Source organism: Bacillus sp. GW823-FHT06A11 (assembly GCF_058795355.1).
Map to the genome: position 1 here is coordinate 290,298 of NZ_JBXAHS010000002.1, position 18,789 is coordinate 309,086.

At 36.1% G+C, this 18,789-nt stretch carries 20 protein-coding genes; 14 read left to right on the plus strand and 6 right to left on the minus strand.

Features of this window, described 5'->3' with window-relative positions; translation table 11 throughout:
* The 3 genes from etfA (at position 1) to uvrC (ending at position 3,438) form a co-directional block, all read left to right on the plus strand.
* Positions 1-978 (plus strand): electron transfer flavoprotein subunit alpha, encoded by a 978-nt coding sequence (gene etfA / locus AC1Q8L_RS09985; protein WP_000101946.1) that lies wholly within the window; start codon positions 1-3, stop codon positions 976-978.
* A gap of 211 nt (positions 979-1,189) precedes the next feature.
* The gene (trxA, locus tag AC1Q8L_RS09990; RefSeq protein WP_001018944.1) at positions 1,190-1,504 is read left to right on the plus strand and encodes a thioredoxin; all 315 of its coding nucleotides are present in this window, start codon (positions 1,190-1,192) and stop codon (positions 1,502-1,504) included.
* 149 nt (positions 1,505-1,653) lie between these two features.
* Positions 1,654-3,438 carry an excinuclease ABC subunit C gene (gene uvrC / locus AC1Q8L_RS09995; protein ID WP_000544300.1) on the plus strand — a complete coding sequence of 595 codons (1,785 nt, stop codon included), beginning with the start codon at positions 1,654-1,656 and terminating at the stop codon, positions 3,436-3,438.
* Positions 3,439-3,553: 115 nt separating this feature from the next.
* Here the strand turns inward: uvrC and AC1Q8L_RS10000 are convergent, their stop codons facing one another.
* Positions 3,554-4,003: a YslB family protein gene (locus AC1Q8L_RS10000; protein ID WP_000042214.1), complete on the minus strand. Its 450-nt coding sequence runs from the start codon at positions 4,001-4,003 to the stop codon at positions 3,554-3,556.
* A 299-nt stretch (positions 4,004-4,302) separates the two neighbouring features.
* On the opposite strand from AC1Q8L_RS10000, the gene sdhC reads away from it, so the two are divergent.
* From sdhC to AC1Q8L_RS10020, 4 genes are all read left to right on the plus strand, one after another.
* Positions 4,303-4,929: a succinate dehydrogenase cytochrome B558 gene (sdhC, locus tag AC1Q8L_RS10005; RefSeq protein WP_000678354.1), complete on the plus strand. Its 627-nt coding sequence runs from the start codon at positions 4,303-4,305 to the stop codon at positions 4,927-4,929.
* A 13-nt stretch (positions 4,930-4,942) separates the two neighbouring features.
* Complete coding sequence (gene sdhA / locus AC1Q8L_RS10010; protein WP_000676743.1) at positions 4,943-6,736, plus strand: succinate dehydrogenase flavoprotein subunit; 1,794 nt, start codon at positions 4,943-4,945, stop codon at positions 6,734-6,736.
* Positions 6,729-7,490: a succinate dehydrogenase iron-sulfur subunit gene (sdhB, locus tag AC1Q8L_RS10015; protein ID WP_001291830.1), complete on the plus strand. Its 762-nt coding sequence runs from the start codon at positions 6,729-6,731 to the stop codon at positions 7,488-7,490. Before sdhA ends, sdhB begins: the two co-directional genes overlap by 8 nt.
* 88 nt (positions 7,491-7,578) lie before the next feature.
* Positions 7,579-8,025 carry an acyl-CoA thioesterase gene (locus AC1Q8L_RS10020; RefSeq protein WP_000822727.1) on the plus strand — a complete coding sequence of 149 codons (447 nt, stop codon included), beginning with the start codon at positions 7,579-7,581 and terminating at the stop codon, positions 8,023-8,025.
* Positions 8,026-8,061: 36 nt separating this feature from the next.
* Here the strand turns inward: AC1Q8L_RS10020 and AC1Q8L_RS10025 are convergent, their stop codons facing one another.
* Positions 8,062-8,841, minus strand: a complete 780-nt coding sequence (locus AC1Q8L_RS10025; protein ID WP_098311914.1) for a M15 family metallopeptidase — start codon at positions 8,839-8,841, stop codon at positions 8,062-8,064.
* Positions 8,842-9,107: 266 nt separating this feature from the next.
* Between AC1Q8L_RS10025 and motA the strand changes: the two genes are divergently transcribed.
* Entirely contained in the window at positions 9,108-9,902 is a 795-nt protein-coding gene (gene motA / locus AC1Q8L_RS10030) for a flagellar motor stator protein MotA (RefSeq protein WP_000344862.1), read from the plus strand.
* Positions 9,892-10,680 carry a flagellar motor protein MotB gene (gene motB / locus AC1Q8L_RS10035; protein ID WP_001256740.1) on the plus strand — a complete coding sequence of 263 codons (789 nt, stop codon included), beginning with the start codon at positions 9,892-9,894 and terminating at the stop codon, positions 10,678-10,680. The genes motA and motB overlap by 11 nt, the downstream gene beginning before the upstream one ends.
* A 25-nt stretch (positions 10,681-10,705) precedes the next feature.
* On the opposite strand, the gene AC1Q8L_RS10040 is transcribed toward motB, so the two are convergent.
* Positions 10,706-11,533, minus strand: a complete 828-nt coding sequence (locus AC1Q8L_RS10040) for a 5'-nucleotidase, lipoprotein e(P4) family (RefSeq protein WP_000782771.1) — start codon at positions 11,531-11,533, stop codon at positions 10,706-10,708.
* Positions 11,534-11,876: 343 nt separating this feature from the next.
* Here AC1Q8L_RS10040 and AC1Q8L_RS10045 point away from each other — a divergent pair, with 343 nt between their 5' ends.
* The 3 genes from AC1Q8L_RS10045 to AC1Q8L_RS10055 all read left to right on the plus strand — a co-directional run bounded on the left by AC1Q8L_RS10045 (position 11,877) and on the right by AC1Q8L_RS10055 (position 14,540).
* Positions 11,877-12,761, plus strand: a complete 885-nt coding sequence (locus AC1Q8L_RS10045) for an ABC transporter ATP-binding protein (protein WP_065229401.1) — start codon at positions 11,877-11,879, stop codon at positions 12,759-12,761.
* Between the two features lie 2 nt (positions 12,762-12,763).
* On the plus strand, positions 12,764-13,990 hold the full coding sequence (locus AC1Q8L_RS10050; protein ID WP_001224987.1) for an ABC transporter permease: 1,227 nt from the start codon (positions 12,764-12,766) through the stop codon (positions 13,988-13,990).
* Between the two features lie 118 nt (positions 13,991-14,108).
* Positions 14,109-14,540: an Rrf2 family transcriptional regulator gene (locus AC1Q8L_RS10055; RefSeq protein ID WP_000512998.1), complete on the plus strand. Its 432-nt coding sequence runs from the start codon at positions 14,109-14,111 to the stop codon at positions 14,538-14,540.
* Between the two features lie 59 nt (positions 14,541-14,599).
* On the opposite strand, the gene AC1Q8L_RS10060 is transcribed toward AC1Q8L_RS10055, so the two are convergent.
* The gene (locus AC1Q8L_RS10060; protein ID WP_000913212.1) at positions 14,600-15,265 is read right to left on the minus strand and encodes an aquaporin; all 666 of its coding nucleotides are present in this window, start codon (positions 15,263-15,265) and stop codon (positions 14,600-14,602) included.
* Between the two features lie 143 nt (positions 15,266-15,408).
* Complete coding sequence (locus AC1Q8L_RS10065) at positions 15,409-16,374, minus strand: DMT family transporter (RefSeq protein ID WP_001201640.1); 966 nt, start codon at positions 16,372-16,374, stop codon at positions 15,409-15,411.
* A 99-nt stretch (positions 16,375-16,473) separates the two neighbouring features.
* Here AC1Q8L_RS10065 and AC1Q8L_RS10070 point away from each other — a divergent pair, with 99 nt between their 5' ends.
* A complete protein-coding gene (locus AC1Q8L_RS10070) occupies positions 16,474-17,046 on the plus strand; it encodes a helix-turn-helix domain-containing protein (RefSeq protein WP_000661921.1) in 573 nt (190 codons plus the stop codon).
* A gap of 70 nt (positions 17,047-17,116) precedes the next feature.
* Here the strand turns inward: AC1Q8L_RS10070 and AC1Q8L_RS10075 are convergent, their stop codons facing one another.
* Positions 17,117-17,302, minus strand: coding sequence for a PspC domain-containing protein (locus AC1Q8L_RS10075; RefSeq protein WP_000044336.1), 186 nt, complete (start codon positions 17,300-17,302; stop codon positions 17,117-17,119).
* Positions 17,303-17,482: 180 nt separating this feature from the next.
* Between AC1Q8L_RS10075 and AC1Q8L_RS10080 the strand changes: the two genes are divergently transcribed.
* Complete coding sequence (locus AC1Q8L_RS10080; RefSeq protein ID WP_025117768.1) at positions 17,483-18,724, plus strand: amidohydrolase family protein; 1,242 nt, start codon at positions 17,483-17,485, stop codon at positions 18,722-18,724.
* Positions 18,725-18,789 lie beyond the last annotated feature (65 nt).

The window sequence follows — 18,789 nt, forward strand, 5'->3', positions numbered from 1 at the left end:
ATGGCTCGTAAAGTATTAGTAATGGGTGAAGTTCGTGATGGATCGCTACGTAACGTTTCGTTTGAAGCGGTAGCAGCAGCAAAAACAATTGCAGAAGGCGGTGAAGTAGTAGGTCTTCTAATTGGAGACAGCGTTGCCTCTTTTGCAAATGAATTGATTCATTACGGTGCAGATCGCGTTGTGACAGTTGAAAATGATAAATTAAAATCATATACATCTGATGGTTATGCACAAGCGTTTTTAGCTGTACATGCTGAAGAAAATCCAGAAGGTATTGTCTTTGGACATACGGCACTTGGTAAAGATTTATCACCAAAATTAGCAGCGAAGCTTGAAGCTGGTTTAGTTTCTGACGTAACTGCTTTAGAGGTTGAAGGTGGAAATGTTATCTTCACTCGTCCAATTTACTCTGGTAAAGCATTCGAGAAGAAGATTGTAACAGACGGCATCTTATTTGCGACAGTGCGTCCAAATAACATTGCAACTCTGGAAAAAGATGAGTCTCGCAGCGGTGACGTATCTTCTATTACAGTTGATGTGAAAGATTTACGTACAATTATTCAAGATGTTGTCCGTAAAACAGCAGAAGGTGTGGATCTTTCTGAAGCGAAAGTTATTATCGCTGGCGGACGCGGTGTGAAGAGTGAAGAAGGATTTAAACCATTAAAAGAGTTAGCTGACGTACTAGGCGGCGCTGTTGGGGCATCTCGTGGTGCTTGTGACGCTGAATACTGTGAGTACTCATTACAAATTGGTCAAACTGGTAAAGTTGTTACGCCAGACTTATACATTGCATGTGGTATTTCTGGTGCGATTCAGCATTTAGCAGGTATGTCTAACTCAAAAATAATCGTTGCGATTAATAAAGATCCAGAAGCAAGTATCTTCAAAGTAGCTGACTACGGTATTGTTGGTGACTTGTTCGAAGTTGTACCTCTTTTAACAGAAGAGTTTAAAAAGTTAAAAGTACATTCATGATTTAAGTACCCTTGAGTTCCAAGTGAAGTACCCCTATATATAGAAAAAGGTGAGAGATCCCCTGTCTCTCATCTTTTTAGTATTTAATCCATATTTTTATATAGTATAAAGGAACATTTTTTTGTTACAATACATAACGATACATATTATTCGCCACGTATATAAGTTAATGATATACTCTTGGTAGAATATACTTGAAGGAGGAAATAAAATGGCAATTGTAAACGCAAATGACCAAAGCTTCGCAGCTGAAACTAGCGAAGGTGTTGTATTATTAGATTTCTGGGCACCTTGGTGTGGACCTTGTAAAATGATCGCTCCTGTATTAGAGGAGATCGATGCAGAACTAGGCGAAAAAGTAAAAGTAGTAAAAGTAGATGTTGATGAGAACCAAGAAACTGCTCGTCAATTCGAAGTAATGAGCATTCCAGCTCTTTTCGTATTAAAAGACGGTAAAGTAGTTGATCAAACGTTAGGTTACAAACCGAAAGAAGCGTTAGTAGAATTAGTTTCTAAACATTTCTAAAATAAAAAAAGCTACCAGTTGGTAGCTTTTTTTATTTTCTTTTTTACAGTCTTTCCGTTACAATAAAAGAACGTATGTTGGGTGTTTGAGCATAGTATGTTTTCAAGGGAAAATAAAAATGCTAAGTATGTAGAAATGGAGGGAGACGAGTGCACGAACATTTGAAAGAGAAGTTGGCTATTTTACCAGATCAACCTGGTTGTTATTTGATGAAAGATAAGCAAGGAACGGTTATATATGTTGGAAAGGCAAAAGTGCTTAAAAATCGTGTGCGCTCGTACTTTACTGGTTCACATGATGGGAAAACACTGCGGCTTGTAGGAGAAATTGTTGATTTTGAATATATTGTAACCTCTTCGAATTTAGAAGCACTTATTTTAGAGTTAAATCTAATTAAAAAATATGATCCGAAATATAATATTCAATTAAAAGATGATAAAACATATCCTTTTATTAAAATTACGGCGGAGAAGCAACCGCGCTTACTCATTACTCGAAATGTAAAAAAGGATAAAGGAAAGTATTTTGGTCCTTATCCAAATGCACAATCTGCTCATGAAACGAAAAAACTGCTAGATCGTATGTATCCACTTCGGAAATGTACGAATATGCCAGATAAAGTTTGTTTGTATTATCATATGGGTCAATGCTTAGCGCCGTGTGTGAAAGAAGTGACGGAAGAACAAAATAAAGAAATTGTAGATGAAATTATTAAGTTTTTAAATGGTGGACATAAAGAAGTTCGTTCAGAATTAGAAGTAAAAATGTATGAGGCCTCAGAGAAACTAGAGTTTGAACGTGCAAAAGAGTTGCGTGATCAAATTGCTCATATTGATGCGATTATGGAAAAACAAAAGATGATTATGAGTGACTTAGTGGATCGTGATGTGTTTGGATATGCAGTGGATAAAGGATGGATGTGTGTTCAAGTTTTCTTCGTTCGAAAAGGAAAGCTAATTGAACGTGATGTTTCTATGTTTCCAATTTACGATGAACCAGAAGAGGGCTTTTTAACATTTATCGGCCAATTTTATGAAAACAGTAGTCATTTTAAGCCGAAGGAAATTGTCGTTCCAGGAAGTATAGACTCGGAATTAGTAGAGCGCTTTTTAGAAGTAGAAGCGACACAGCCGAAACGTGGTAAGAAAAAAGACCTTGTAGAATTAGCAAATAAAAACGCGAAAATTGCTCTTGAAGAGAAGTTTTACTTAATTGAACGTGATGAAGAACGAACGATTAAAGCAGTAGATCATTTAGGGAAGCAGCTTGGGATTGAAACGCCGTATCGTATTGAAGCGTTTGATAACTCAAATATTCAAGGAACAAATCCTGTTTCTGCAATGATTGCTTTTATCGATGGGAAACCGGCGAAGAAAGAGTATCGAAAATATAAAATTAAAACGGTTCAAGGGCCAGACGATTATGAGTCTATGAGAGAAGTTGTGAGGCGCCGTTATACAAGGGCCCTTAAAGAAAATTCACCTTTACCTGATTTGATTATTATTGATGGAGGAAAAGGCCATCTAGCGGCTGCAAGTGATATTCTAGAGAATGAGCTCGGATTATATATTCCGATGGCAGGTCTTGTGAAAGATGATAAACATAAAACCTCCCATTTAATTATTGGGGACCCACCGGAACCTGTGATGCTTGAGAGAAATAGCCAAGAATTTTATTTATTGCAGCGTATTCAAGATGAGGTGCATCGATTTGCGATTACATTCCATCGTCAATTACATGGGAAATCTGTCATTCAATCAGCATTGGATGACATTCCAGGAATAGGTGATAAACGGAAAAAGGTATTGTTAAAACATTTTGGTTCATTAAAGAAGATGAAAGAAGCTTCTATAGAGGAATTTGTCGAAGCGGGTATGCCGAAAAATGTCGCGGAGACGATTTATACGTATTTAACAGATAAGAAGACGTTGTAGTTTACAACGTCTTCTGTTTTTTGGTATAATTTCTGAAGATTTAAAATAAATGCATCTGAATGAAAATACAAAAAAGTCAACTAAACTGATATGTCTAGTTGACTGTAGGTAATGCTTACACTTCAATGAGATCTTTTATATCCCATTTTACAAGAAATGTAATAGAGTCAGAACGTTTTTTCTTTTCTTCGTATGACTCTGCAACGACGTTCCGTTGCTTTTGAATTTGTTCAGCGATGAATCCAGCTTCTAGTTGATAAGAAGAATGTCGTTTTTGTTTTTGACGTTCTGCAATGAGTGTGCCTTTAAGTTGGAACTGCATTTCACGACGCTTATGTTCAATAATGCTTAAAGTGCCCCAGCCAGCTTTTTCAAAGAACTGAATGACTTCTTCAATTGTTTCTAGCGGATATTTTCTTGCAAGGTTTCTACCAGACCAGTATAAAATACCATCTAAATCGTTGCCGATTAAATCAGGTAGTAATTCTTCACGTAGCAATTCATAAGCGAAGGCGTTCAATGAAACATCTTCTAAAGATGTTATATCGATTGTATTTTTACTCACAATATTCCCCTCTTTCTATAGGGATTATTATATAACATTTTTCATTTATAAAAACAGATTTTTCTTTAGGGAAATCTGAATATCTAAGAAGAAAAAAAGAATTGCCAAATTATATGCAAATTATGTATACGTTTTCTTGACGCTTCGACAAAAATAGGGGTAAAATGAACTTGTTATCAAATTATGCTGAAATATTTCGAATAATTTTTTCAGTTTTTCTTATGCCAATAGTGAAAAAACATTATTGTTATAAATTAATCTGAAAACAGCAGTCAAACATTCAAGGGGGTAATGGGGACATGAAAGGCCGCGAGTATACGTTTCGTAAGTGGCACTCATTAATGGGGGTCATCCCGGTTGGTGTCTTTTTGACGCAACATCTAATTGTAAACAACTTTGCAACAAGAGGAGCAGAGGCTTTTAACAAAGCTGCAGGCTTTATGGAGCTCCTTCCATTCCGGTATGCGCTAGAAATTTTCATCATCTTTTTACCGATACTGTACCATGCTATATATGGCTTATATATTGCATTTACAGCTAAGAACAATGCGGTTTCTTACGGTTATTTCCGTAACTGGATGTTCGTTTTCCAAAGAATTTCAGGTATCGTTACGCTGATTTTCATTTCTTGGCACGTCTGGGAAACTCGTATTCAAGCAATGTTAGGTAAAGAGGTAAACTATGATATGATGGCAGATATTTTAAACAATCCAGCTATGTTTGCATTCTACTTAGTTGGTGTTGTTTCAACAATTTTCCACTTTGCAAATGGACTATGGACATTCTGCATCAGCTGGGGAATTACAGTATCTCCACGTTCACAAAGAATCTCTACTTATGTAACATTAGCTATTTTCTTAGGTCTATCTTATGTAGGTGTGAGTGCATTATTAGCGTTCATCGATCCACAGCTAGCAAATCAGTAAGGAGTGGGAGAGCATGAAAGGGAAACTTATAGTAGTCGGCGGTGGCTTGGCTGGCTTAATGGCAACGATTAAAGCGGCAGAAGCAGGAGTAAATGTTGAACTGTTTTCTTTAGTACCAGTAAAACGTTCACATTCTGTATGTGCTCAGGGCGGAATTAACGGTGCCGTAAATACGAAAGGTGAAGGGGATTCTCCATGGATCCACTTTGACGATACAATTTATGGTGGGGACTTCTTAGCGAACCAACCACCAGTTAAAGCAATGTGTGAAGCAGCACCTGGTATCATTCATTTAATGGACCGTATGGGTGTTATGTTCAACCGTACGGAAGAAGGACTTCTTGATTTCCGTCGATTTGGTGGAACGCAACATCACCGTACAGCATTTGCTGGTGCAACAACTGGACAGCAATTACTTTACGCATTAGATGAGCAAGTACGTCGTCACGAAGTAGCAGGACTTGTAACGAAATATGAAGGCTGGGATTTCTTACGAGCTGTTGTTGATGATGAAGGTGTGTGCCGAGGAATCGTTGCACAAGACTTACAAACTATGGAGATTAAAAGTTTCGGAGCTGATGCCGTGATTATGGCAACAGGGGGCCCTGGTATCATTTTCGGAAAATCAACAAACTCCATTATTAATACAGGTACAGCAGCTTCTGCTGTATATCAACAAGGTGCATATTATGCAAATGGTGAGTTCATTCAAATTCACCCAACGGCAATTCCTGGAGACGATAAATTACGTCTTATGAGTGAATCTGCACGTGGTGAAGGTGGACGTGTTTGGACATATAAAGATGGTAAACCATGGTACTTCTTAGAAGAAAAATATCCGGCTTACGGAAACCTTGTACCTCGTGATATCGCAACGCGTGAAATCTTTGATGTTTGCGTAGAGCAAAAACTAGGTATTAACGGTGAAAACATGGTGTACTTAGATCTTTCTCATAAAGATCCGAAAGAACTAGATATTAAACTTGGTGGAATTATTGAAATCTATGAGAAATTTACAGGGGATGATCCTCGTAAACTACCAATGAAAATCTTCCCAGCTGTTCACTATTCAATGGGTGGACTATGGGTTGACTATAAGCAAATGACTAGTATTCCAGGTTTATTTGCAGCAGGTGAGTGTGATTATTCTATGCACGGTGGTAACCGCCTTGGTGCAAACTCACTATTATCAGCAATTTACGGTGGTATGGTAGCAGGACCAAACGCAATTGAATATATGAAAGGTCTTTCTAAATCATCAGATGCTGTTTCATCTACTGTATATGAGCAAAATGAATTAATCGAAACAGAGAAATTTAACAATATTTTAACGATGGATGGTAATGAAAATGCATATGTTCTTCATAAAGAGCTTGGAGAATGGATGACAGATAACGTTACAGTAGTTCGTGAAAATAAAAAGTTATTAGAAACAGATGCGAAAATTGAAGAGTTAATGGATCGTTACAAACGTATTAACATTAACGATACAGCGAGATGGAGTAACCAAGGTGCTTCATTTACACGTCAACTTGCAAATATGTTTGAGTTAGCACGTGTTATTACAATTGGCGCATATAACCGTAATGAGAGCCGCGGGGCGCATTACAAACCTGAATTCCCAAATCGTGATGATGCAAACTTCTTAAAAACTACTATGGCAAAATTTGAAGGAGAAGGAAATGCACCAGCATTCCATTACGAAGACGTTGATGTTTCATTAATTAAACCACGTAAACGTGATTATTCTTCAAAACATGATGTAGCTGCTAAGGGTGAAGAGAAGGGGGATAAACAACATGTCTGAGAAAACAATCCGCCTCATCATTACGAGACAAGATGGACCAGATGCACAAGAGTTTGACCAAGAGTTTGAAATTCCATATCGTCCTAATATGAATATTATTTCGGCGCTTATGGAAATTCGTCGTAATCCTGTCGATTCAAAAGGAAACCAAACAACTCCGATCGCATGGGATATGAACTGCTTAGAGGAAGTATGCGGTGCATGTTCGATGGTTATTAACGGAAAGCCACGTCAATCATGTACGGCTCTTATTGACCAATTAGAACAGCCAATTCGCTTAAAGCCGATGAAGACATTCCCAGTTGTACGTGATTTACAAGTTGACCGCAGTCGCATGTTTAATGCTCTAAAACGCGTTAAAGCTTGGATTCCAATTGATGGTACGTATGACTTAGGTCCAGGACCAAGAATGCCTGAGAAAAAGCGTCAATGGGCTTATGAGCTTTCAAAATGTATGACATGTGGTGTTTGCTTAGAATCATGTCCAAACGTAAACAGTAAGTCTGACTTTATTGGACCAGCGCCGTTATCACAAGCTCGTTTATTCAACTCACATCCAACGGGTGAAATGCATAAAGCAGATCGCTTACGTGCAATTATGGGAGATGGAGGACTAGCAAACTGTGGTAACTCTCAAAACTGTGTGCAATCATGTCCGAAGGGTATTCCTTTAACAACTTCAATTGCGGCATTAAACCGTGATACAACAATTCAATCGTTCAAAGATTTCTTTGGTAGCGATAATAACTATTAATAAATATTGCCTCTTCATTTTGAAGGGGCAATATTTATAACTGTATTTTTCAGTTTATTCTGTTTTTTGGCAGGAAGGGGAGATAGCGTTGAAGAGAATTTCTTATATTGAAGACTTCGAGAAATGGGAAAGTGGTTTTTCATTTTACAATCCTGTAAAGGTTCGTTTTGGTGAAGTAGATATGTTTGGACATGTAAATAATGTCGTTGCTTTTACTTATTTTGAAGAAGCTCGTATCGCGTTGTTTAAAGAACTTGGATTTATGCAAGAGTGGACACATGCATCATCAGAAACGATGATCGTTGTTGCGGATTTACAATGTAATTTTATTAAGCAAATATATTTTGATGAACAGTTGAAGGTGTATGTAAAGGCAGGATCGGTTGGGAACTCTTCTTTAGATCTACATTATATGGTGAAGAATGCAGAAGGAGAGGTTTGTTTAGTAGGTCGTGGAATGATGGTTCAAGCGTCGAAAAAAACAGGAAGAGGCGAACCATGGCCTGAAGAATGGAAGAAGAAATTACTACAATGATAGAGTGAAAGAAAAATAAGAGAGCAATTTGCTCTCTTATTTTTTGTCTTCCATCGCTTCTTCTAATGTTAAGTGATGTTTATATAGGTATGTAGCGTATGGATTACCAACGTAGCGTAAGTGCCATGGTTCATATGCATATTCTGTTGTATCTGTTTTATCTTCTAAGTAACGAATGACAAAGCCGAATTCATGAGCGTGTTCCGCGACCCATTTTCCTTCTGCTGTCTCCCCGAAAATAGGCTCTAATTGAAATTTAGCTGTTTTTGAACTAATATCCATTGCTAAACCCGTTTGGTGTTCACTCGTACCAGGAATTGCGCTTACTGAATTAGCCTCAGCTTTTCCTTGACGTCTAACGTATGTATCATGCAACGATTTTTGGCGTTTGTATGAACGATAACCAGATACAGCTGTAAGATCAAGCCCTTCTTTTTTCGCAGCTTTGAACATGTTTTCAAGTGCCTCCGCAGCATCTTTGCGTAGCAATGTTTTTTCTTTATCTTTTGGACTAGTAAATGGTACGTTTGGTCTCGTTAAGTCTTCAGGAATGTATCCATCTGGTAGTTTTCGATGTTTATTAATTAAGACAAGATTAGATTTTGGATTTGTTACAACTGAAAAGTTATTGTCTATTTTCTTTGCATTATGATCAGCTTTTGGAAAAGCAGGAATCTCTTCTTTTGGGTGGTTAGTATGTTTTTGACTTTCGACAGCTTTCGCTTCATTATGTAGTGGTGATTTAGAACCAAAGTAAGTGAAAGATGTGATACCGATTACAATAGTAGTGGCAGAAATAATTATTATCTTTTTCATAATGCCTTGTAATCACAGTCCCTTCTTAATAAAATGTGTATCGTTTTTTTATTATAAGTCTAGTTTGTTGGAAAAGGAATATAAGAGTCATAACGTAATAGAAATGCAAAGAAAATGTCAGAAAATGTGTGAATTTGTAGTATTTTTTTATATAATTCATTTCTTATCTTTCATGAATTGCATTTTTTATGTAATATATATACATAAGAAGATGTAGCGATTATCGAGAATAAAGAACTTCTTGTATAGACTAGGAGTGAATGGGAATGGATTTTGCAACAATTATTGGACTTGTTTTAGGATTTTTAGCAGTGGTAGTAGGGATGGTCGTCAAGGGCGCTGACGTAACAGCCTTATTAAATCCTGCCGCAGCATTAATTATTTTTATCGGTACATTTGCTGCAGTATGTATTGCATTTCCGATGAATCAACTAAAAAGGGTTCCAAAACTATTTAAAGTTCTTTTTGGTTCAAATAAAAAGGATTTAAGTTATGAACAGTTGCTAGAATTATTTGTTCATTGGACATCTGAAAGTAGAAAATACGGTATTTTGTCTTTAGAGCAACAATTAGACAAAATTCAAGATGAATTTCTTTTGCGCGGTATGAAATTTGTGATTGATGGCGTATCCGCAGAAGATTTAGAGCAGATTTTGGAATCTGAATTAGAGGCAATTGAAGAAAGACATGCAAAGGGAGCTGCTATTTTTTCACAAGCTGGTACGTATGCACCGACATTAGGAGTTTTAGGTGCTGTTATCGGTCTTGTAGCTGCGCTTGGTAACTTAACTGATATTGAAAAGTTAGGTCATGCTATTTCGGGTGCGTTTATTGCAACGATTTTTGGTATTTTTTCAGGTTATGTATTATGGCATCCATTTGCAAATAAGTTAAAGCAAAAATCTTCAGCTGAAATTGAGAAAAAACGTTTAATCATTGATTGTTTATTAATGTTACAAGAAGGTACATATCCGTTTATTATGAAGAACCGCATTTTAGGTGCACTTTCTGCAACTGAGCGTAAAAAGCTAGAAAAAGGAGCAGAAAAAAATGCGGAGTAAGAAAAATAGAAGAGGCAAAAAGAAAAAACATGATGAGCATATCGATGAAACGTGGTTAATTCCATATTCTGATATGTTAACGTTGTTATTTGCATTGTTTATCGTTTTATTCGCAATGAGTAGTATAGATGCTGCGAAGTTTAAACAGATGGCAGTTGCTTTTCGAAGTGAATTAGCTGGGGGAACAGGTAACAAAGAATTTTTAAGTGATCAAAAGCCAAATGAGGAAAAAGAATTATCAGCAAGTAGCCTTGAGGCAGAACAAGCAAAAAAACAAGAAGAAGCTAGAGCTAAAGAAAAAAAAGAGATGGATGAATTGAAAGCATTACAAAAAAAGATTGATCAATATATTAATGAAAAACAATTATCCTCTTCTTTTCAAACTAAATTAACTGAAAAGGGATTAATGGTGACAATATTAGAAAATATACTGTTTGATTCGGGGAAAGCAGATGTGAAATTAGAATCTTTAGGGATTGCGAAAGAGATGTCTAGCTTACTTGTTTCAGCGTCACCTCGTGAAATTACAGTATCGGGTCATACGGATAATGTCCCTATTGCCAATGCGCAGTTTGCGTCGAATTGGGAATTAAGTACGCAGCGGGCAGTTAATTTTATGCAAGTATTACTGCAAAATAAAGAATTAAAACCAGAAAAATTTAGTGCGATTGGATACGGAGAATACCGTTCAATTGCTCCAAACGATACACAAGAAGGAAAGGCAAAGAATAGACGTGTGGAAGTGTTTATCTTGCCTTTAACAGAGAAAGTAAAATAAAGAGGATGGCGAATGCCATCCTCTTTTATTTTACTTCAAATGATTTTAAGTTGTCGCGACGGATTTTATCTTTTTCTGCATCTGATTTTTTGAAATCATAATCATATAAAGCGCCTTCCCAATCGCCATACATTGGATTCGGGAAAATAATGAATTTCTCACCAAATTGTGCTTTTGAATCTTCTACTGTTTGGTTACGATCTTTTACAGATTTTCCATCAAAACCTGTGAAATCAGATAAGTTATCACCGAAGAATAAGACAATATCATGGGTTTGAGAAACGAGTTCACGGCGTTTTTCTTTTCCTTTTTCTTTCGGATCTTGTAGTAATATATGTTCTTTCGTTGCTTGAGGAGCACCTACACGCTCAAGATTTTTAATTGTTGCATCTAGTTGGTTCGTTTTACGATTTGAGATGTAGTAAATATCTACACCTTTAGACTCTGTATATTTTAAGAAATCAATTGCGCCTGGAAGGGCTTCAGCCTCAGCTTTATTAATCCAATCATCCCATTTGTAAGGATAGCCTTTGCCTGTTTTTACGCTCATTGCTTGATGAGGACTGTTATCTAAAACAGTTTCGTCTAAATCAAGTACGATAGCAGGTTTTTTCTCTGTCCCTTTTGCAAGAACTGCATCAAGCTTTAATTGACCGATATTGTACCCTTGGTAGTAAAGTGCTTTCGTTTCGCCAGCTGTTTGATACCATAAATCAGCCATTAATTGCTGTTCTGTTAATTTTACTTTCTCTTCTTTCGCCACTGTTTTCTCTGGTGTTCCTGAACATGCTACAAGTGATGTAGATAGAACCGCTACAGATAATAGAGTGGTAATGCCCCTCTTCATCTTCATATGTATCCTCCTTGATGTTAGAAAATCATTTTATATTATATATTAAAATATAATATTTTTATATGAACATTTGCATATTGTCTTTTGTATATATAGTAGTATGTCCTATATTAGAAAGATGAGCAAAATAATAATAGTTATTTTGACAAGTTTTATTGTCGTAATGACAATTATAATTGACAAAAAGGGTTTTGTTATTTACAATTTTAACTAAATAGAACAAATGATGGATTAATGACGGTGTTTACATATAAGAGGATGAAGTGTAGTGCTATATTTTTTCTTGAATAAACATAGTCTTTGAAAGAGAGTACGAATGATACTAAAGGGGAGGCTTTATACTTTGAGTTTACAAATTCAAAACTTAACGAAACAATTTGGGGAATCAAAAGCAGTTAACGGTTTGCAAATTTCGTTACCAAAAGGTGAAGTACTAGGATTACTTGGACGAAATGGTGCAGGGAAAACAACAACAATCAAAATGCTTCTCGGATTATTAACGCCTAATGAAGGTACGATTACGTGGGATGGAAAAGCATTTGGGGATAGTGGCGTAACAATTGGGTATTTACCAGAAGAAAGAGGTTTATATACAAAAAGTAGAGTAATAGATCAGTTGCGATATTTTGGTAGATTAGAAGGAATGTCGAAGAAAGAAGTAGATCACGCTATTGATCATTGGTTAGAGCGTTTAGCGATACCAGAATATAAATTTAAAACGGCTGGAGAGCTTTCAAAAGGGAATCAGCAAAAAATCCAATTAATTGCTGCTCTTCTTCATAATCCGGAACTTCTCATTTTAGATGAACCATTCAGCGGCCTTGATCCAGTTAATGCCGGGATGTTAGCTAGTATTATTGAAGAACAAGTACAGAGCGGAAAGACGATTATTTTATCAAGTCATCGTATGGAACAAGTAGAGGCTTTTTGCCAACATGTATGTATTTTGAAAAAAGGTGAAGCAGTCGTAAAAGGACAGCTAAGTGATATTAAGAAAGAATACGGTTTCCGTAATTTAACGATTGAAGATACAGTAGAGAATGAAAAGGGATTAGAGGCTATACATGTATCGTATGAAAAACAACAAGGCCTTCTTTATGTGAAAGTACAAGACGATGCGGAAGCTCTCAAGATTTTGCAACAGTTGCAAGAGCAAGGTGTTAGCTTACGACAATTCAAAATGTTAGAGCCGACGTTAAATGAAATCTTTGTAGAGAGGGCGAAATAACGATGCGTAAATTTTCTCACGTATTTTCATTTTATTTTAGGGAAGCATTTTTATCTAAAAAATCATTAATTACGAGTGCCATTTTATTTTTAGTTGTGTTTGGGATTTTTGCATTTAATCATTTTACTTCAGGCGATGATAAAAATAAGGATAAAGATAAAATTGCAGTTGTAGTAGAGAGTTCCACATATAAAGTACAAAAAGATGAGCTAAATAAGTTATTGCCATCAGCAAAAATAACACTTGGTTCAAAGGATGATTTTGATAAACTGCATAAGCAAGTAGAAGAAGGCGATTTAGATGGTCTATTCCATGTGACGGAAAAGGGTGGGGCTCCATCGATTACATATATGTATAATGGATTTCCAAGCCAAGCAACTTCTGCAATTATGGCAGGATATTTAAAGCAACAATATACGATGGTGACAATTGCCAAAAATAATGTTTCACCAGAAATTGCACAGCAATTACAAACAGAAATTCAAGTAAAGCAAGAAGCGATAAAAGATCGTACATCTTCTTTCGGAATTGCCTATTTCTTTACATTTGCTTTATATATGTTTATTGTAGCGTTCGGAAATACAATCGCAATGAATATTGCATCTGAGAAGGCGTCACGTGTAATGGAAGTAATGCTTCCGAAAGTGAAACCTCTTACGATGATGTATGCGAAAATTTTAGCGGTTGTTTCAACGGCTTTATTGCAACTTGTCATATTGGCGTGTGGTTATCTTATTCCATATTTGTTAGGTTGGGTCGATTTAGAAAGTGCCTCACTATTTGGTATTCCAATTGACTTTACGAAATTAGATGCAAAGGTTGTAAGCATGTTTCTTGTTTATTTCATTACGGGATATTTACTTTATGCAATGATGTATGCTGCTGCTGGAGCTGTCGTGTCTAAGACGGAGGATTTACAAGCTGTATCTTTCCCGGTAATGATTTTAATTATGGCTGCATTCTTCATTAGTATTAAATCATTAAGTGATCCGAATAGTACTATCGTTGTTGTAAGTTCTTACGTTCCATTTTTTACACCGATGGTTACCTTCTCACGTATTGTAGCTGGTGAAGCAGGTATGCTAGAAATTACGATAACATTAGCAGTCTTATTGGCGACAATTGCGATATTAAATGCTGTTACAAGCCGCATTTACGTAAATGGCGTAATGAATTACTCAGATAAAGTGAAATTTAAAGATTTAGCGAAATTTATAAAGCGTCAATAATGAGAGAAAAGCATGATTTCCTATTGAAATCATGCTTTTTCTTTATGTATAAATTAAAAATAGTATATAATAATAAGAGTCGTCTTTTAATAGAATGAATAAAAAGGAGGGTGTGCAGATGGGGATTAGTAGTCGTTTTACAGTAGGTGTTCATATGCTGACATTACTTGCGATAGATCGAAACTCTCGCTGTACCTCTGAATGGATTGCCGGTAGTGTGAATACAAATCCAGTTGTGATTCGTCGCATTACAGGAATGTTGAAGAGAGCAGGACTTGTTGATGTACAAGCTGGTAAAGGTGGTACGACACTTGCTCGAGATTTAGAAGAAATTACATTACTTGATGTATATAAAGCAGTGGAAGTTGTAGAAGAAGGACAGCTATTTTCCTTCCATGAAAATCCCAACATTGAATGTCCAGTAGGAGCTAATATTCAATCAGTATTAGAAATTATTTTAATGCAAGCGCAAGAAGCGATGGAAAACGTGCTTGCAAATGTAACGGTAGATCAATTAGTTACAAATCTAAAGTCTAAAATGAAAGAATAAAAAAGCGAGCTTCCTCATAATGAGGGCTCGCTTTTTTTTATTCAGAAATATTGAAAATTCTATTTTTCAGTATTTAAAATGAATTTACCTACGATAGCTGCGAAGATACCACCAAGAATTGGTGCTATGATGAATACCCATAGTTGAGAAAGTGCTTCTCCACCAACAAATAAAGCTGGTGCGATACTACGAGCTGGGTTAACAGATGTTCCAGTTAACGGAATTCCTAATAAGTGGATTAAAACTAATGTGAAACCAATTACTAGTCCAGCTAAAGAAGAACTTCCTTTTTTACCTGTTACAGCGACGATAACTAAAATAAATACGAAAGTTAAAATGAACTCAACTAAAAATGCTCCAGATAAACCAAGAGTTCCGAAACCATTTTGTCCTAAATTATCTAAAGGTGTTTTAGCAGATTTTAAAATTGTTACTAACGTTGCAGTTCCTAATAAACCACCTAAAATTTGAGCTAATACATAATAACAAAGTTCCATAGCGTTCATGCGTTTGTTGATGAACATAGCTACTGATACTGCTGGGTTAATGTGACATCCAGAAATTGTTCCGATGCTATATGCCATAGCTACAATAGATAAGCCGAAAGCCATAGCGATTCCTAATGTTCCAATTCCTTCGATTCCGCCGCCAGTGACAGCTACTCCAGTTCCGAATAATACAAGTACAAAGGTACCAATAAATTCAGCGATTGCTTTTTTTAACATAATTTACCTCCTATTAATGCGCATGAAACGTATTATAACATACGTTTTAGTATAAACAGCCAATGAAATACTATTCTGATAAGGCAAAATAGGGGGACAATAAAAAAGAGTATGGTTCATCTCTATAGAACCATACTCTTTTTTTATGCTGGTTTTTTCTGTTTAACGGCTGGAATAGATCGGTTTAAAATACTATTTGCAACCATTCCTAACATAATAATAATCATTCCAAGTAGGGAAAGCCCGCCAGGAAACGAACCATTCAAGAAAACAATTTCTCCAAGTACGGTAAAGACCATCGTTCCAGCTTGTGTTGCTTCAACAGCTCCAAGTAAAGCCAGGTTATCTTTTGCTAAGTCAGTAGCAAAGAAAAATGTCATCGTTGCAATAACGCCGGAACATAATGCTAACAAAAATCCTTGAAGCATTTGGCTAGATGTTGGAATACCCGTAGTAGAAAATCCGTATACACCAAGCAAAATTGTTATAGGAAGACTTCCAATTGCCATTCCTAATACACGTTGGAACGTATCAAGGCGTCCGCCAACAAGCTCCATCATTTTTCGGTTACCGAACGGATATAAGAAAGCGGCTAATACGACAGGTAAAAAACCTGAAATGAACTGAGTCATTGTAATATGGCCTGCGGCAGTTGCTTGCATACAAATTACACCAAGTAAAATAAATAAAGCAACATATAAGCTACGAAGTGGAATTTTTCCACGTACAAGTTTCGTACCTGATTTTGTTTCTATTTTCACAAAAAATAGTGGTGATAGTAGTAAACCAGCTAAAATCGTAACTTGCCAAGTTCCAGCAACGAGCCAAGCTGGAGAAAAGACAGCTGAGAAACTTAATAAAGAATAAAAACCAATACCGGCAACAGAACCCCATCCGATCCACGCCAATGGATGTTTTTTTAACTCTTTCCATAATCCCCTAAAGTTTTTGCGAAATAAAACGATAAGGAATAAAATAGGGAGAGCAAATAAAAAACGGAAGGAAGCTGTCCAAGCCCAGCTCGTTCCAGATACATTCATTGCTCTATTAATAATAAAGGTTGCAGAAAAAAAGGCCGATGATAAAAGACCTAATAAAATTGCGCGCATGAAGTATAGCACTCCTTTCAAAATAAATAATTATGTATAGTATGATATACTTTAATTAAATAAAAGTAAACTATTTTATACTTCGAGGTGGTTTTATATATGAAAGAAAATGAAGATATGCAAACGAAAGAAGTCATTCAACAAGTTGGACAGTTATTGAGACAAATTCGAAATGAACAGAAATTAAGTTTAGAAGAATTAGCTCATAAAACAGGAGTTAGTAAATTAACATTAGGAAAGATCGAAAGAGGGGAAACAAATCCGACGCTAGCTGTCATTTGGAAAATAACGAAAGGGTTATCAATTCCTTTATCTAGATTAATGGTTTTTGGAGAACCAGTAGCCGTTGCGCGCTGTGGAGAAGGATTTGCAGTAGATGTAGGACAAGCATGGCATTTAGAAACGATGTTCCGTTATACGAAAGAAACAGGGATGGAAATGCACCGTGCTTGTTTACGATCAAATAGTATATATGAACCAGAAGCTCATCATGAAGGTGCGATTGAGCTTGTAACGGTAATGAAAGGGAAAGTGTCTATTCAAGTGGAGAATGATGTATATGAATTAAATGAGTTTGATTCCATTCAATTTGAAGCGAATAAGAAGCATATTTATAAAAATGAAGAAGAAGAAGTGGCGGTATTACATTTAACGATGAAATATTCTTCATGAAAAAATCCCCTATAGAAAAATCTATAGGGGATTTTGTATACACTATGCTCAAATATATGAAAGAATGTTATTAGTAAGAGTGTGGCATAAGTAATAAACAAATAAAATAAACTAAAAACCCCGTCCCAAAACATAAAACTGCAATGACCCAAAGTATGCGAATGAGAGTAGAGCTAATATCAAAATATTCTCCTAAACCACCGCATATACCAAATAGCATTTTATCAGTTTCGGATTTACATAATCTTTTTGACATCTTCCAATACACTCCTTTTTATAGCAAACTCTATACTTCTATTCTATATGGAAATCTATGAGGAGACTATGAGGTTGTATGACATTTTTTTAGGGAACAGTCATATTAATTGTCTTAATTTTCAGTTGATATTAAAATTATAGTAAGAGGTAACTTTTAATAAAGGGTGGGGAAATAGAGATGACGGTATATTGGTTGACTAATGTAACGCTTGAATCGGGGTATACATATGAAGAGGGGAGAATTTCAAAAACAGAAACAGAGTTATGTAGTTTACTTATTGAAGAGGGACGAATTAAAAAAATTATAGCAGGGACTGTTCAAGAGGAAGGGGTACTCATTCTTGATGCTAATCGTTTATTAATTTTGCCCGCTTTCGAAGAGATGCATATTCACATTGATAAGACATATTATAGTGGTCCTTGGAAAGCTTGTATGCCAGCAGAAAGTATTTTTACACGTTTTAATGAAGAAGAAAAAATTTTACCAAAGCAATTAGCGACTGCCCAAAATAGAGCGGAAAATATGCTAGAGTTACTACTGCAAAATGGTGCAACGAATATTAGAACGCATTGTAATGTTGATCCAATTATTGGGCTTGGTAATTTGGAGGCGACGTTAGCGGCATTAGAAACATATAAAAATCGAGTGTCTAGTAGAATTGTTGCGTTCCCGCAACATGGATTATTGCGCAGTAATTCTGTACAACTCGTGAAAGATGCGATGCGTATGGGTGCTCATCTAGTCGGAGGCGTAGATCCAGCTACAGTGGATAATGACATTGAAAAATCATTACATACAATTATGGATATCGCAGTAGAATTTAATGCGGATGTTGATATTCATTTGCATGATGCGAATAATCTTGGAACATTTACGATGAAGAGATTGGCAAGTTTAACAGAAGAAGCAGGATGGCAAGGTCGTGTAACAATTAGTCATGCACTTGGACTTGGTGGTGTTACTGATAAAGAGGCTGAAGAAGTGGCAGGAAGACTCGCAAATGTAAATATTGATATTACTTCAACGGTACCAATTGGTAAACAAGTAATCCCAATTCCGTTATTAGATAAAAAAGGTGTTAAGGTTTCATTAGGGAATGATAGTATTACAGATCATTGGTCACCGTTTGGAACAGGTGATATGCTTCAAAAGGCGAATCGATTAGCAGAGCGTTTTGGGTGGAGTGACGAAAGGTCTTTAGGAAAAGCACTTCGCTTTATTACAGGAGGAAAAGAAATGTTAAATAATGAAGGGAAGCGAGTATGGCCGAATGTAGGGGATGAAGCGAGTTTTGTTTTGACAAATGCGACATGCGCTGCTGAAGCAGTAGCGCGTCAAACAGAAAAACGTTTAGTCGTGTATAAAGGAAATATTGTTGTTGGAAGTTTAAATGAGGTGGAATTAAATAATCTTGTGTAGAAGAATCGTTTAAATATTTTGAGGGGGGTTCTAATGGTAAGTCTAGAACTCTTCTTTTTTATTCT